Below are 14,716 nucleotides of genomic sequence, written 5' to 3' on the forward strand. Positions count from 1 at the left end.
AGATTGATGAAATGTCTGAGGCTATTGAATAGAGCTCCATTACTTCTCTCTTCCAGCATCCATCTTCCTTTCTGAAGAAGAATACCTATATTTATGGGAAATTTCAGAGACTTATGAATATTTTGTTGGTAGAAGATGATCAAAGAATCAGTAATTTCCTGATAAAAGGCCTTTCGGAGGCTGGCTATATTACAACCCTGGCAGATTCCGGGGAAAAGGCGCGTGAGCTTCTTCATACCTATGATTTTGATATTATTTTAATGGATATTATGCTTCCCGGACTGGATGGAATGCAGCTTACACAAATTATCAGATTTAAAGGAAACTATACCCCGATTTTGGTTTTAAGTGCCTTGAACAGTCCTGATGATAAGATTAAAATGCTGGACATGGGCGCTGATGATTATTTATCAAAACCTTTTCACTTTGAAGAACTGATTTCAAGGATTAAAGCGTTAACCAGAAGAAATAAATTAAGTTATCAGAAAGACGATCAGCTTTTATCATGCGGGAATATCACCATTGATACGGATCTCCATAAAGTAACTCAGAACGGTAAAGAAATAGAATTTTCCCCTACGGAATATAAACTTTTTACTTTCCTGATGGAGAATAAAAATAAGGTGCTGAGCAGAACCCAGATTTTGCATAAAGTCTGGGGAATTGATTTTGATAATACAACGAATGTAGTAGATGTTTACATTTCCTATGTCCGTAATAAGATTGATGAGACAGAACAGAAAATTATTCATACAGTAAAAGGAACCGGATATTTGATCAAAGACTGAAAATGACGCTCAGAAACAGATTTACCCTTATTTCAAGCCTTTCATTCGGCATTGTTTCTATCATCACATCCGCGGTGATATTTTTTGCCTATTATGACAGTACCAAGATTTTCTATTTTGAAAAGCTGCGGAATACGGCGTTAATTTCTGCTATTTATTATCTTGAAAAAGATGAGCTTCCCAAAGACAGACATGCTCAGATCAAAAAAGAATATAATCATCTGATTCAGAATAACAGAGTGGCAGTTTACAATCAGAATAATGAAGTGACTTTTGGACATAACCTGAACGATAAGAATATAAAACTGTCTCATTTACAGGCTGTCCGGAATAATAAAGGAATACAGTTTATGTCTGATAATCAATTCTATTATGGGATTTTTTATCCGGACAATCAGGGAGATTTTGTGGTTTTCGTGAAATCTTCCAACGATTCTTTCCAGTCGCAGATTCTGAGACTGGCTATTATCATGCTTTCGGTATTGGTCATTGGTCTGCTTGCTATTTATTTCCTGAGCAGATATCTTTCCAAGGTGGTTTATAAACCTATTTCCAATGTAGTGGAACGGATCAATAAAGTGGAATATAATAACATCTCTACCGCAATTATTACTTCCACGAATACCAATGATGAGATTGAAGATCTTATTAAATCTTATAATAAACTGTTGGGCAGAATTTCTGAAAATGTGCTTCTGCAGCAGAACTTTATCAATTATGTTTCTCATGAATTCAAAACGCCCTTAGCGGCAATATCCGGAAATCTGGAAGTCTTTGCCCAAAAAGACCGTACACCGGAAGAATATAAAGAAGTGGCCAGACAGTCATTGGAAAACGTGTATGAGATTGAAAATATTCTCAATAATCTTTTACTGATGTCCGGAATGACAAAACTGGAGTCTTCTCACAAATTAATGAGAGTAGATGAGCTGATCTGGAAAATTTATGAAAAACTGGAACCCAAAGCAAAAGAAAACAATTCATCTATCAAAATACAACTTCAGGTAATAAAACCTGCTCTGCTGGAATTTCCCGGAAACGAAACACTTCTCTACCTCGCATTATATAATATTGTAGAAAATGCTATCAAATATTCCTATGGTAAACCTATAGTGATCACATTATCAGAAAAAAGCAATCAGCTGAATATTGAGGTCAGGGATGAAGGAAGAGGGATTCCGGCTGATGATCTTGTGAAAATAGCTGAAACGTTCTACAGAGGAAAAAATGTAGATACGGTGAAAGGCAGTGGCATTGGCTTATCCCTTTCTAAAAGTATTTTTGATCATCATCATATTGCAATGAAAATTGATTCTGTTGTAAATGTTGGGACCATTGTTCTTCTTGAATTTCCAGCTCATTCTTGATTTTTTCTCCCACAGATTTCGCAGATCTCGCAAATTGATGATTTTAGATTCATTTTAAATCTTAAAAATCTGTGTCATCCGTGAAATCTGTGAGAGATTTGAATATTCAATAGGAGCGGGTTTTAACCCGCTTACAAAATGCATTCAAAATCCTTCGGCTTCAGCCAAAACATAGCTCTTCAAACAAAATTCCGAGGATTGAAAATCATTCTAATCAAACTCTAATGTTGAACTAACCGAATTTTAATTTTCTTTACAATTCCTTCTAATATTAGACAAATAGCTTTGTGGTCTTAAATAAAAGATCTTGAAGAAGCTATTTTTTACCCTATTTTATATTCCCTGTTTCAGTTTCTTTTCTGCACAGATTTCAGACACTATGAAAATCAGCAGAAAGGAGGCTGAAACTATTTTTCTTGCTAAAAACCTTGACCTTATTGCGCAGAAGCTTGAAATTTCACAAGCCGAGGCGAGAGCTGTTCAGGCTAAATACTGGCCTAATCCCACATTGAGTGTCAGCGAAGTTAATTTATGGAGAACCTATGACATCGAAGAGCAGCCTGCACTCATCGGAAACTGGGGAAAAAGTACCCAGATTTCTGCCGAGATAGAACAGGTGATTCAGACTGCGGGTAAAAGAAGGAAAAATATCGAACTTCAGAAAATAGAAGTGGAAGGTGAGAAGTATGAACTGCAGGAAGTTTTACGTGAACTTAAGAAGACGCTCAGAAATACCATTACTGAAATTCTTTACAATCAGGAACAGCAAAAGATCTATCAGGGACAGATTACTTCCATTGAGAAATTAACAAAATCCTATAATAATCAATTAAACCTTGGGAATATCAGTAAAGCTGAATATGTCCGCTTAAAAGCACAGGAAATTGAATTTAAAAAGAAACTGGTTTCATTGAAGCAGGAAATCGAAGACCAGCAGGTAGAACTGAAAGCGCTATTAATGCTGCCTTCCCAAACCTATCTGGAGATTTCAGATTCATTTGTTATGCCTGAAAAACAACTTTCAGAGCTGGAAGTAACTCAATGGATGGAAAAAGCCAAAGAAAACCGTCCGGATATTATGATCTCGAAGAATAAAGAAAAACATGCTGCTAAAAATCTGGAAATTCAAAACGCCATGAAGACTCCCGATGTTGCAGTTTCTATAGGATATGACCGGGGAGGAAATATTATGAAAGACTTTATAGGGCTGGGAGTTTCTGTTGATCTGCCCATTTTCGATCGCAATAAAGGAAATATTCAGGAAGCGAAGCTTGAGATCGAGAAAAGCAAGCTTGAGACCCGCAAAAACATGCTGAAATCTGAGAATGAAATTGTCTCTGTTTTCAGAAACTATATCAGAACACAACAGGTTTCGGAAGAAATTGATGACAATTATGAAGCTACACTCGATGGTTTGCTGGTAAGCCACGAAAAAAACTTCAGACTCAGAAATATCAGCATGCTGGAGTACATGGATTTTCTGGATACCTACATCGGAAATAAAATGATCATCCTGGATACTAAAAAAGAACTTAATCAATACTACGAAAACCTGCAGTATGTTGTAGGACAAGATTTATAAGCTATGAACAAAAATATTACTAAATACAGCGCTGCGGCTTACCTGTCTGCCCTCATTATTTTTACAGGCTGTGCCGGAAAAGTAGAAAATAAAGAAGCCGAAAAAGGCTATTGCATCAGCAAAGAACTTAAAAAAGATATTAAACTGGCCAAAGCAGAAATGCTTCCCATAGAAGAAAGTATTACGCTTACCGGAGAAGTGGAAAGCAATTCCGATAAAACCGTTCCTTTTGTAAGCCTAGTGGACGGAGTGGTGATGGATACCTATTTTTCCCTTGGTGATTATGTAAAAAAAGGACAGACGCTGGCCAGTGTAAAGAGTACAGCCGTCAATGAAATGCAGGATGACACTCAAACTTTACAGGCTCAGCTGGCGGTTGCTAAAAGAAAGCTGTCTTCCGTAGAAGCGATGTATAAAGATGATATTGCTTCTCAGAAAGATTTACAGGAAGCACGTTCTGAAGTAGCCATACTGCAATCCAATATTTCCAAGACACAGAAAAATATGCAGCTGTATTCTGCAGGAGGAAGTACGATTCAGATCAAAGCCCCTGCAGACGGATATGTTATTTCGAAGAATATTTCCAAAGGAATGCCTGTTACCGCAGGAGGAGATCAGCTGTTTACCATTTCCAACCTGGATAAAGTCTGGGTAATGGCCAATGTATATGCCACCAATATGAGACACGTTTATGCAGATCAGCCGGTTGTGGTAAAAACACTTGCTTATCCTGATGACAGTTTTTCAGGGAAGATTAATACTATTTCCCAGGTTTTTAATGAAAATGAAAGAGTACTCAAAGCCAAAATCATTATGGATAATAACGGAATGAAGCTGAGACCAGGAATGTCTGCAGATGTAGTATTGCCAGTGAATTCACAAAATAAAAGCGCATTGGCTATTCCTGCGAAAGCCTTAATCTTTGATAATAACCAAAGCTATGTAGTGGTTTATAAAAAAGACTGTGAACTGGAGATCAGACCTGTAACGGAAATTGCTTCCAACAGCCAGTATATTTATGTAGAAGGCAATTTAAAACAAGGTGAAAATGTCATTGCTTCCAACGGGCTGCTGATCTATGAAAACCTGAAAAACCAATTAAATAATTCCACGAAGTAATGCGAAAATTTGTACAGAATATAGTTTCCTTCTCTTTAAAAAACTCATTGATTGTTCTTTTGGGAACTTTTCTATTGCTCGCCGGAGGAATCTATTCCTATCTGCATACACCCATTGAAGCATTTCCGGATGTTACCAACACCAGAGTTAGAGTCATTACCCAATGGCCGGGAAGAAGTGCTGAGGAAATAGAAAAATTTGTCACATTACCCATTTCAAAGGAAATGAATGCCATCCCGAATAAAACTTCGGTACGTTCAATTTCCTTATTCGGATTATCTGTGGTGACGGTTATTTTTGATGATCATGTGAATGATTTTTATGCACAGCAATATGCTTCCAATAAACTCGGAAATGTGGAGCTTCCAGCCGGAGCAGAATACAGCATTGAACCTCCTTCCGGTGCTACCGGTGAAATTTACCGATATATTATCAAGAGTAAACTTCCCATCAAAGAAGTAACGGCTATTCAGGATTGGGTAGTAGAAAGAGAATTGCTGGCGGTTCCCGGTGTTGCGGATGTGGTGAGCTTTGGTGGCGAAGAAAAAACATATGAAATAAAAATTAATCCTACAGAATTACACAATTACGACCTTTCCCCCCTGGATGTGTATGAAGCAGTTTCGAAGAGTAATATCAATGTAGGAGGAGATGTAGTGGCAAAAGGAGATCAGGCTTATGTAGTGCGGGGGATCGGTCTTTTGGAGAAAAAAGAAGATATTGAGAATATTCAGATCGAGGTAAAAGGTTCTACGCCTATTTTGGTAAAACACGTTGCCGAAGTAAAAGTTTCTGCAAAACCAAGATTAGGACAGGTAGGATACAACAAAGAAAATGATGTTGTACAAGGAATTGTGATTATGCTTCGTGGTGAAAATCCAAGCGAAGTCATTGCAAGGCTGAAAGATAGAATACAAGAACTGAATGGCGGAGAACTTCCCGGTGATGTACAGATTGTTCCAATCATTGACCGTACGGAGCTTGTGAACACTACCGTTCATACGGTTTCCAAAAACCTTATTGAAGGAATCATTCTGGTTTCCGTCATTGTATTTATTTTCCTTTACAACTGGAGAACTACTTTCATCGTAGCATCAGTAATTCCTTTAGCTTTTCTGTTTGCTATTATTATGCTGAAAATCCAGGGACTGCCCGCCAACCTGATTTCCATGGGTGCACTTGATTTCGGATTGCTTCTGGAGGGAACGCTGGTGATTGTAGAGCACGTCTTTGTCGCCCTCGAGCTTAAAGCGAAAAAGATAGGGCTTCGGAGATTCAATAAAATTTCAAAACTGGGAATCATCAAGAAAAGCGCAGGAAGTGTGGCAAGTTATATTTTCTTTGCCCTGTTGATTCTTATCGTTGCCCTGATGCCGATTTTCTCTTTCCAGAAAGTAGAAGGTAAAATGTTCTCTCCTTTGGCATTTACACTGGGATATGCATTATTGGGATCATTGATTTTAAGCTTAACCTATGTTCCGGCAATGTGTAAGCTGCTGTTGACAAAAAACATCGAAGAAAAAGAAAACTTTATTTCGAGATTCTTCAGAGTTAATATTTATAGAATCTACGAATTCAGTGATCGTCACAAAAAAGGATTCATTATTGGTTTCGTTGCCTTGCTTGCCGTTTGTGGCTGGAGATTCTCCAATTACGGATCAGAATTTTTGCCCAAGCTGAATGAAGGCGCAATCTACGTAAGAGCAACCCTTCCCAACAGTGTCAATCTGGATGAATCTGTTAGGTTAACCAAAGAAATGAAAGAGATTCTCATGAAATATGATGAAGTACAATTTGTCATGACCCAGACAGGCCGTCCCAATGACGGAACCGATCCCACCGGATTTTTTAATATCGAATTTAATATTCAGCTGAAGCCGGAAAATGAATGGAAGAAAAAAATATCCAAAGAAGAACTCCTTGAAGAAATGAGAGTCTCTCTTGAGAAATTTCCGGGTATCAATTTTGGATTCAGCCAGCCGATCCAGGATAACGTAGAAGAGTATGTAGCGGGAGTAAAAGCACCGCTGGTCATTAAAATTTTCGGAAATGATTTATTTGAGCTGGAAAATTATGCCAATAAAGTAGCCAATTCCATCAGAACTGTTCCGGGAATATCAGATGTTAATGTTTTCAAAAATATCGGACTTCCGGAATTGAGAATACAGCTTCACGATTCCAAAATGGCAAAATATGGGGTGTCCACAGCAGATGCACAGGCTGTGATTGAAATGACAATCGGAGGGCAGGCCGCTACTAAGTTTTACGAACAGGAAAGAATGTTTGACGTAATGCTCAGGTTTGAAAAAGATTACAGAGATACACCCGAAAAGATGGGAAATATTCTGATCCCGACTCAGGACAATAAAAAAGTTCCGCTGAAAGAAATTGCAACCATTGATTATCATACCGGACCATCATTTATTTACCGTGAAGGAAACAGCAGATATATCGGAGTTGGATTTAATATTGAAGGACGCGATCTGGGAAGTACCATCAAAGAAGCCAAAGCGAAAGTAGATAAAGAAGTGAAGCTTCCGAAAAAGCATAAAATGACGTGGGCCGGAGAATTTGAAAGTAAAGAAAGAGCGGCAAAACAGCTGGCTATGGTAGTGCCGATTTCTTTAGTTCTTATTCTGATGCTGCTGTATTTCAATTTCGGAAACATAAAAGATACGCTGATTTCGTCCATTACACTGGCATTTGCTTTCATTGGAGGATTCTTGTCCCTGTGGTTTACAGGAACCATCTTCGGAATTTCAGCGGGAATTGGGTTTATCATCCTGTTTGGAGTGGCTACCATAGACGGTATCGTTCTGATCGGAGTTATGAAAGAGAATCTGCAAAACAGAATGTCACTCAAAGAATCCATAGCGCTGGGAGTGAAAAGCAGAATCCGCCCGGTGGTGATGATTGCCCTGATGGGTTCTATGGGACTTCTTCCCGCAGCGATGTCCAACGGAATGGGTTCTGAAATTCAGAAACCGTTAGCCATTATGATTGTTGGAGGATTAATTATCTGTATGCTGCTGTCATTTACTGTACTGCCTATTATTTTCCATTATGCCTATCGCAAAAAGCATAAGGAAGCACTATAGTTTCTTTCATTTTGTTCATTATGAGGCCGGGATCCGTGAGGAAGATCCCGGCCTTTTTTATGAAGTTTTTGTAGACTCTAAAATCTCAATATTTTTAAGCACATCGCTGCTTTCACATTTTTTAAGTTCCTTTAAAAGAGCAGGAGTTAAGATCTTCGGATTCAGGATTTGAGTAGCAACTTTTGCTGCTGCATAATCTACAATGCCAATCACAGATTCTCGTAAGAAATTGGGAGTGTTGGAGGCAATGACTGCCGTTGCCCATGAAGTATCTCTTGCTTTGGAAATAGCAAAATCAAGAACTGTATTATCCTTTCCATTGGAAAGTTTGTCAACAAGATCCACAGGATAACAGATTTTATTCAGTGAATTCTGTACATTCTGGTTGATGGAAGCGATAACATTATTAATATTTTCAAAATCTTTTTTTAATGGGTTAATTTTCCGGTAAGGCATTATAGAAGCGGCAGAAATACCCAGATCCAGATTGATATGGGCATTCATCCCCAGAAATATATGCTGCAATATCAGCAGATTTTTGTTTTTAGCCGCTTCAAAAGCAATATACCATGAGTTGGTGCATCTTTCATTTTTACTGTAGCTTTCCCACGCCTGAAGATATCTTTGTGCAAAAGCAATGTCAAGTGAAGTCATCCTCGGATTGTCTTCAAATTTTTTCTGTTGAATACCTTTCAGAACCTGTGCGGTCATAATTCTGTAGGTACAGGCAAAATATCCAGCCGGACTTTGATTTTCTTTACACCAGATGATGATTTCATCCAGTCTTTTAAGAACTTCTTCAATGGTTTTCATGATGTTTTTTTGTTTAAAGATATTGAGAAAATACTTTATCACAATATATTGAGTCTGGGTTGACATTAATTCCCTTATTTATGATTTATGTCATTCGTGTTTTGGATACAAAAAATTAAGTTTGTGGACTTAAAATAAAAATATGAAAAAACTAAGTTTCTTTTTTGCCAGTATTATATTACTGTTTGCAGCTTCTTGCTCTACTGAGGAGCTTGAAAATCCTAACCTAAATGAAAACTCAAAAAAAAATTCAGGGAGAAGTTTTGCTAAAAGTGCCGGTGATGGTATTTATGATGTTTTAGGGTACGGATATAACGCAACAGGGGAATATGCTAATTCAAACTCTTCAGGATATCAGGTGATTGATATTGAAAGATTTAAAAACGAACAGGCGGGCAGATTGATTACTGATAATGTATTTTCTCAGGAATATCTTGAAGAATATGGAGAAAATGCAGAAGCTTATTCAAAAATGGTATCAACGAAAGTAGGAGCTTCAGCTGGATTCTCTTTATTTAAAAAACTTATTTCGGTTACTTTTAGTTCTGCAGTTAGCAACACTACTACCAATAAGTTTGATGCAAAGTACATTTATGGCAGTTATAATCTTTTAATCAAACAAAGAAGATTCAGATTTAATGCTACTCCTGTATTATTATCTGATTATTTGACCCCTGAGTTTTCCAGCGATTTGCAGTCAAATAGTCCTGCACAGCTTGTGAACGATTATGGTACTCACGTTGCAGTTGATATTTACACGGGTGCGAAGTTAGATGTTATGTTTCAATCTGAAACCACAAATCAAAGCCGTGAAAAAGCAGCCAGAGTTGGAGTCAAAGTTGGTGTAAAGAGTATTTTTGATGCCAATGTTGATAACGACATCGATACATCAGAATCAAGTAAAAACTTTTCCAGAAAATTATCCTTTAAAACCAGAGGTGGAGATCCATCGAAGAGTTTGGTGGGAGAGCTAAACCTTGATCAGGCGAATCCTAAAATTAATATTTCCAGCTGGCAGAGCAGTTCAACACCAACTAATGCGGTATTGGTAGAATTTGGAAGTAATGGTTTGGTGCCACTTTATGAACTTATTAAAGATCCAGTGAAGAAAGCTCAATTGAAAGCTTATATCGATCAATATTTAATTGATAATCAGGTGAGATTAGATTATACCAATACGGCTAATCTTGTGAATGGTAATTTTGTTAGAAATCCTGCAACCAACCAGATCTTTTTTATGTTTGAAAACAAATTGAGATATATCCAAAGCCCTATGACTCTTTACGGATTATTTAATATTACCAGTGGTGAAATTGCTACTGTGAGTCCAAGCAATTTATCAACAGTAGAACGTGGAGCAGACTTAACACCTGATAATGATCTTAAACAGGACAATTATACCAATAAGATTTATATGAGAGAAGGTAATACTTTAAGATATATTCCAAATATTGGTATTTATAATAAATATAGATTTAATAATAATGCAGTTAAAAAAATAAATGGTACAAATGGTTATATCATTGGTAGCGATATTTTTTAATTTAAAGTTATGATGATAAAAAAAAGAGACTGTCACAGAAGACAGTCTCTTTTACTTTTTTAAACATTCTCTATTGTTTATCTGATTATGGCGTTATTATAACCGGATCAGGAAAAGGTTCAAGAATCAATGGCTTGCACATTGCTGCAGGTTGGCAGATTCCGCCCATGCATATAAAATTAGTCATAGTGGTTGTGCCGTCAGGACATCTGATCATGCCTTCACCGTGGCATCCTCCCGGACATTCTGCCGGATAAAGAGTTCCTCCAAAGACATCTTTCAAATCTGCTCTTAAAAGTTTTGTTAAGTTGTTTTTCATGGTTTAATCTTTTTGTTTAGTAAATTAATTATTATTAACGTTCTTATAATTAAACAAATAGGTGTGAAAATATTGAACTAAAATAGTAAATTATTCTATGATGATTGAATTTATGATAAATGTCAAAATGAAGGTTAGATTTTTTTTTAATCCTCAACAATATCTCTGTCAACTTTTTCAGGGGTAAACTCTAAAAAGGACGGCCGTTTTGTACAGCCTGTCATTAATAAAAAGAAAAGCACAAATGGAATTCGTGCTTTATATTGTTTAATGACTTTCTTTTGCAATTTCATCATGATGCTTAAGATACAAAGGCAGGGCGGCGGAACCATACCAGGGGAAAATTTCATAGCTAAAAATGCCCGCCTGAACTGTAGGATCAGTTTTTACCCATTGTTCAGCTTCTTCTTTAGATTTGGTGTTGAAAATAAACATGCCCCGATAGTTTTCTTTATTCTTTTCCAGGAAAGGTCCGGCTACCACAATTTTACCTTCATTGGCCAGTTTACCGATATTAGCCATGTGTCCTTTCATGAGTTCACCCACTTTGGCTTTATCATCCATCTTCGTGGAACCTGTTGTCAGCATGACAATTGTATAAGGTTTCATACCGTATTGATCCGCTCCTAAAGAAGTGGCCAGTTCCTGATTATATTTAGGTTTTTCTGCTTTCTTTTCCTGTGCAAAAGAAAATGCTGATAGGAGAAGGCATGCGAGGAGTAATGTTCTTGATTTCATCTTGTTTTATTTTGATAAATATAATAAAACCTAATAGATTTCTGAAAACTGAATTTCAAATGTCGCTATGAAATAAAAAAACCTCGATGATTTCGAGGTTTATATCTAATTGTTCTAATGAGGTTACTAATCTTTTATTCTTAAAAATTCTTTCGCCAGTTCGATCATCTTTGGATCTCCGGTATATTTACCATGTTCATCGGAAAGTTTTACTGTAGGAATCCATTCTTTATTGGGAGCCTGTACGCCGATGAGTTTCATTACGATATTCATGGGTTTTAACCCCACATCATTGGTGAGATTGGTTCCGATCCCGAACGATATGCCTATTTTTCCTCTGCAATAATTGGTAATTTCCTCTACTTTTTCAAGATTAAGAGCATCGGAAAAAATAATATACTTAAACATTGGGTTAATCCCATTATTTTGATAGTGGGCAATGGTTTTATCTGCAAATTCCAAAGCATCTCCACTGTCATGGCGCACGCCGTCAAAAAGCTTTGCAAATTTTTTATCAAACTGCTGGAAGAATACATCTGTAGTATAAGTATCAGACAGGGCGACTCCAAGATCTCCTCTGTATACATCTACCCAGTGTTCCAGTGCCAATTCGTTGGCCATTTTAAATCCATATTCGGCAGCATGGAACATAAACCATTCATGAGCATGTGTTCCGATGGGTTTTACACCGTATTTCATCGCAAAATGAACATTTGAGCTTCCGATAAAAGTAGATTCTTTTTTCTGGGTTAAAGCTTCCATTACCAGATTCTGTACCTTGTAAGAGTGTCTTCTTCTTGTCCCGAATTCTGCAAATGTTACTCCAAGCCTGCCCAAAGAGTCCGCTTTTTCTATTGTTTTGCTCATCACCACTTCGTTGGAGTCTCTTTCCATGTGGTTCATTTCATAATGAAGTTCGCTGATCAATGCAAGCAATGGAACCTCCCAAAGTATCGTTCTGTACCAAAGTCCTTCCACAATGACGGACAGATCACCTCCTTCCTGATGAATTTTTACTTCAGACGGGTCATAATGATAACCTTCTAAAAAATCGAGGTAGGGCAGATCTATATAAGGACATGTTCTTGCCATGAACTTTTTTTCATCTTTCGTAAGTTTAAGTTCGGCCATTTTATTAACAGCTTCTCTTAAAGCAACGTCAAACCCCTCCGGAAAGTGGTGTTTCCCTCTGTTGATAAATTCATATTTTACAATAGAACTCGGGAATAGCTTTACCACAGCATTCTGCATGGTTATTTTATAGAAATCATTATCAAGGATAGAGTTTAATCTTACGTCGTTCATGATATGTGTAATTTTAACGCAAATATAAAAATAAAAAATAAAATCGCCTAAATGTAAGGCGATTTTTTGAAATATTTCCATGCTTTTGATGGAGTTATTTTCCAAGATAAGAGTTGTACATCCAAACTTCTTTCTCCTGCTCGGTAATATAGTCGCTCATTTGCGAATTGGTACCTTCGTCTCCTGCTTCATCTGTAATGTCCAGAAGTTCTCTCTGCAGATCAATTACCACTTTGAATGAATTGAGAATCTGTTCAACACTTTTACTACCATCAGTTACTTCTTTGCTTTCTTTAATGGTTGCTACTTTTAGGTAATCTGAATAATTATGTGCAGGCGTAGCTCCTAGCGTAAGGATTCTTTCTGCAATCTCATCAATCTTTAATACAAGGCTGTTATACAATTCCTCAAACTTCGGATGAAGGGTAAAGAACTGCTCTCCTTTAATATTCCAGTGAGAACCTCTTGTGTTCTGATAGAATACAGAATAGTTAGCCAATAAAACGTTTAATTTTTCTGAAATCTTTTTGCAATCAGCTTCTTTAAGGCCAATAATACTAGCATTTTTCATAAGTTTATCTTTTATATATCTCAAAGTTACGAAATATCGTGCCGAATATGGTGAGATCCCAATAGATGATAACTATAGGAAAATTTTTTAAAATAGTTTGGAAGTATTAATATTGTGCTTATCTAAAATAGGCCTCAGAAATTATATACTATGTTTTTTAACACCCTTGTCAATATATCTGAAAATAAAGGAAGATCACTGGTTAAATATTTCAGTATTGGAATTGTACTGATTTATATTGGTGTTTTTATAGCATTATATCTTAAGGCTGAAGAACCATTTTCAGCCTGGACTATTTCTGATTGGCTGATCAACTATACAGATGGCGGTTTCAAAAGAAGAGGTCTTTTGGGAGAAATGTTTTTTTATATACAGGATATAACGGGATTGAAATTACAATTTCAAATCTTTATTCTTCAGATCATAAGCCTTTCAGGAATTCTGTATGGGACACTTTTATACCTTAAAAAATATAAAGTAGATCTTTTTTATCTAGCCATCATGGCTTCGCCTTATATTCTTTTATTCCCTGCATTGACTGTGAGAAACGCTGGCCGAAGAGAAATCATATTGATTCTTATAATGCTTTGGTATTCTTTTGTAAAAAAATCCAAGCTTAATGATGCGCTATTATGGATTTTTTATGTCGTTTTTCTTTTCATACATGAGGCAGGATTTTTTTTCTTTCCGTTTTTATTATGGATTAATTATTCCAAGTGGCAGAAAATTAATATTAAATATTTCCTGTCTATTACGGTAGCTGCGTTTGCCACTATGGGTATTATCTATTTTTTTGGTGGAAATGTGAACCAAGGCGAAAGTCTATCCATCCTGAAAAGCAGGGGAGTGGTTTTTCAGAAAGAGAATATTTTTGATATGGAATATTATTTTGATTTTAATTATGTTCTTCAGTATAAATTATCATTTCTGGTTCATGCTATTGAGCTTCTTATCATGGTATTTCAAATGGGGTTCTATGTTTATCTGTTTAAAAAAGAATCATTTTATAACTATCTTTTCTGTAATGTGATCTGTCTTCTTTGGGTTACTCCTTTATATTATCTCGGAATTGATTGGATGAGATGGAATTATATTTATTCTACATTATTATTTATTGTTTTTACATCGCTGTTAAAAAGAAATGATTCCGGAGTTATATCATTCAATAATAACGCAATAAAATCTTCGTATCTTATTTTTTCCGGTGTTTTTTATTTATTGGTTCTCTTGCATCTTCAGCACGATACCATGATTGAATGGATTCAAAGCTATCTTATGTAGAATTAAAATTGAAGTTTAAATTGTACAGGATAAGAAAGTTTTTAAATACATCAGATCCAATTTCCGGAATTTATTTTAAAAGAAAAAATATTGAAAATCAGGAATCAATAAATTTCATAATTATTTAATACGCTTTTTTAAAGCTTGAAAAAAGTATATTTTCTTTCCCTTTTCCTCATGTATATTATATTT

Annotated in this window: 12 protein-coding genes; 7 read left to right on the forward strand and 5 right to left on the reverse strand. The window is 36.2% G+C overall.

What is annotated here, in order from left to right:
- The first annotated feature begins 113 nt into the window (after window positions 1-113).
- The 5 genes from ACODR7_RS11350 to ACODR7_RS11370 all read left to right on the forward strand — a co-directional run bounded on the left by ACODR7_RS11350 (window position 114) and on the right by ACODR7_RS11370 (window position 7,954).
- Window positions 114-788, forward strand: coding sequence for a response regulator transcription factor (locus tag ACODR7_RS11350; protein ID WP_488839102.1), 675 nt, complete (start codon window positions 114-116; stop codon window positions 786-788).
- Window positions 789-790: 2 nt separating this feature from the next.
- Window positions 791-2,155, forward strand: coding sequence for a HAMP domain-containing sensor histidine kinase (locus tag ACODR7_RS11355; RefSeq protein ID WP_488839103.1), 1,365 nt, complete (start codon window positions 791-793; stop codon window positions 2,153-2,155).
- 307 nt (window positions 2,156-2,462) lie between these two features.
- On the forward strand, window positions 2,463-3,737 hold the full coding sequence (locus tag ACODR7_RS11360; protein ID WP_488839104.1) for a TolC family protein: 1,275 nt from the start codon (window positions 2,463-2,465) through the stop codon (window positions 3,735-3,737).
- 3 nt (window positions 3,738-3,740) lie between these two features.
- Window positions 3,741-4,856 (forward strand): efflux RND transporter periplasmic adaptor subunit, encoded by a 1,116-nt coding sequence (locus tag ACODR7_RS11365; protein WP_488839105.1) that lies wholly within the window; start codon window positions 3,741-3,743, stop codon window positions 4,854-4,856.
- Complete coding sequence (locus tag ACODR7_RS11370) at window positions 4,856-7,954, forward strand: efflux RND transporter permease subunit (protein WP_488839106.1); 3,099 nt, start codon at window positions 4,856-4,858, stop codon at window positions 7,952-7,954. The genes ACODR7_RS11365 and ACODR7_RS11370 overlap by 1 nt, the downstream gene beginning before the upstream one ends.
- 57 nt (window positions 7,955-8,011) lie before the next feature.
- Here ACODR7_RS11370 and ACODR7_RS11375 read toward each other — a convergent pair whose 3' ends face one another.
- On the reverse strand, window positions 8,012-8,767 hold the full coding sequence (locus tag ACODR7_RS11375) for a DUF5995 family protein (RefSeq protein ID WP_488839107.1): 756 nt from the start codon (window positions 8,765-8,767) through the stop codon (window positions 8,012-8,014).
- Window positions 8,768-8,909: 142 nt separating this feature from the next.
- Between ACODR7_RS11375 and ACODR7_RS11380 the strand changes: the two genes are divergently transcribed.
- On the forward strand, window positions 8,910-10,310 hold the full coding sequence (locus tag ACODR7_RS11380; protein ID WP_488839108.1) for an MAC/perforin domain-containing protein: 1,401 nt from the start codon (window positions 8,910-8,912) through the stop codon (window positions 10,308-10,310).
- An 85-nt stretch (window positions 10,311-10,395) separates the two neighbouring features.
- Here the strand turns inward: ACODR7_RS11380 and ACODR7_RS11385 are convergent, their stop codons facing one another.
- From ACODR7_RS11385 to ACODR7_RS11400, 4 genes are all read right to left on the reverse strand, one after another.
- Window positions 10,396-10,629, reverse strand: coding sequence for a hypothetical protein (locus ACODR7_RS11385; protein ID WP_488839109.1), 234 nt, complete (start codon window positions 10,627-10,629; stop codon window positions 10,396-10,398).
- Between the two features lie 267 nt (window positions 10,630-10,896).
- Window positions 10,897-11,367, reverse strand: coding sequence for a YciI family protein (locus ACODR7_RS11390; RefSeq protein WP_488839110.1), 471 nt, complete (start codon window positions 11,365-11,367; stop codon window positions 10,897-10,899).
- A gap of 126 nt (window positions 11,368-11,493) precedes the next feature.
- The gene (gene pncB / locus ACODR7_RS11395; RefSeq protein ID WP_488839111.1) at window positions 11,494-12,672 is read right to left on the reverse strand and encodes a nicotinate phosphoribosyltransferase; all 1,179 of its coding nucleotides are present in this window, start codon (window positions 12,670-12,672) and stop codon (window positions 11,494-11,496) included.
- A gap of 94 nt (window positions 12,673-12,766) precedes the next feature.
- Complete coding sequence (locus tag ACODR7_RS11400; RefSeq protein ID WP_488839112.1) at window positions 12,767-13,243, reverse strand: Dps family protein; 477 nt, start codon at window positions 13,241-13,243, stop codon at window positions 12,767-12,769.
- A 150-nt stretch (window positions 13,244-13,393) separates the two neighbouring features.
- On the opposite strand from ACODR7_RS11400, the gene ACODR7_RS11405 reads away from it, so the two are divergent.
- Window positions 13,394-14,524: a hypothetical protein gene (locus ACODR7_RS11405; RefSeq protein WP_488839113.1), complete on the forward strand. Its 1,131-nt coding sequence runs from the start codon at window positions 13,394-13,396 to the stop codon at window positions 14,522-14,524.
- Window positions 14,525-14,716 lie beyond the last annotated feature (192 nt).

Source organism: Chryseobacterium sp. FG46 (genome assembly GCF_057809135.1).

Coding starts and splice junctions, on each gene's coding strand:
- ACODR7_RS11365 (WP_488839105.1), top strand. CDS start 3,741: ATGAACAAAAATATTACTAAATACAGCGCTGCGGCTTACCTGTCTGCC.
- ACODR7_RS11385 (WP_488839109.1), bottom strand. CDS start 10,629: ATGAAAAACAACTTAACAAAACTTTTAAGAGCAGATTTGAAAGATGTC.
- ACODR7_RS11390 (WP_488839110.1), bottom strand. CDS start 11,367: ATGAAATCAAGAACATTACTCCTCGCATGCCTTCTCCTATCAGCATTT.
- ACODR7_RS11375 (WP_488839107.1), bottom strand. CDS start 8,767: ATGAAAACCATTGAAGAAGTTCTTAAAAGACTGGATGAAATCATCATC.
- ACODR7_RS11355 (WP_488839103.1), top strand. CDS start 791: ATGACGCTCAGAAACAGATTTACCCTTATTTCAAGCCTTTCATTCGGC.
- ACODR7_RS11405 (WP_488839113.1), top strand. CDS start 13,394: ATGTTTTTTAACACCCTTGTCAATATATCTGAAAATAAAGGAAGATCA.
- ACODR7_RS11350 (WP_488839102.1), top strand. CDS start 114: ATGAATATTTTGTTGGTAGAAGATGATCAAAGAATCAGTAATTTCCTG.
- pncB (WP_488839111.1), bottom strand. CDS start 12,672: ATGAACGACGTAAGATTAAACTCTATCCTTGATAATGATTTCTATAAA.
- ACODR7_RS11400 (WP_488839112.1), bottom strand. CDS start 13,243: ATGAAAAATGCTAGTATTATTGGCCTTAAAGAAGCTGATTGCAAAAAG.
- ACODR7_RS11370 (WP_488839106.1), top strand. CDS start 4,856: ATGCGAAAATTTGTACAGAATATAGTTTCCTTCTCTTTAAAAAACTCA.
- ACODR7_RS11380 (WP_488839108.1), top strand. CDS start 8,910: ATGAAAAAACTAAGTTTCTTTTTTGCCAGTATTATATTACTGTTTGCA.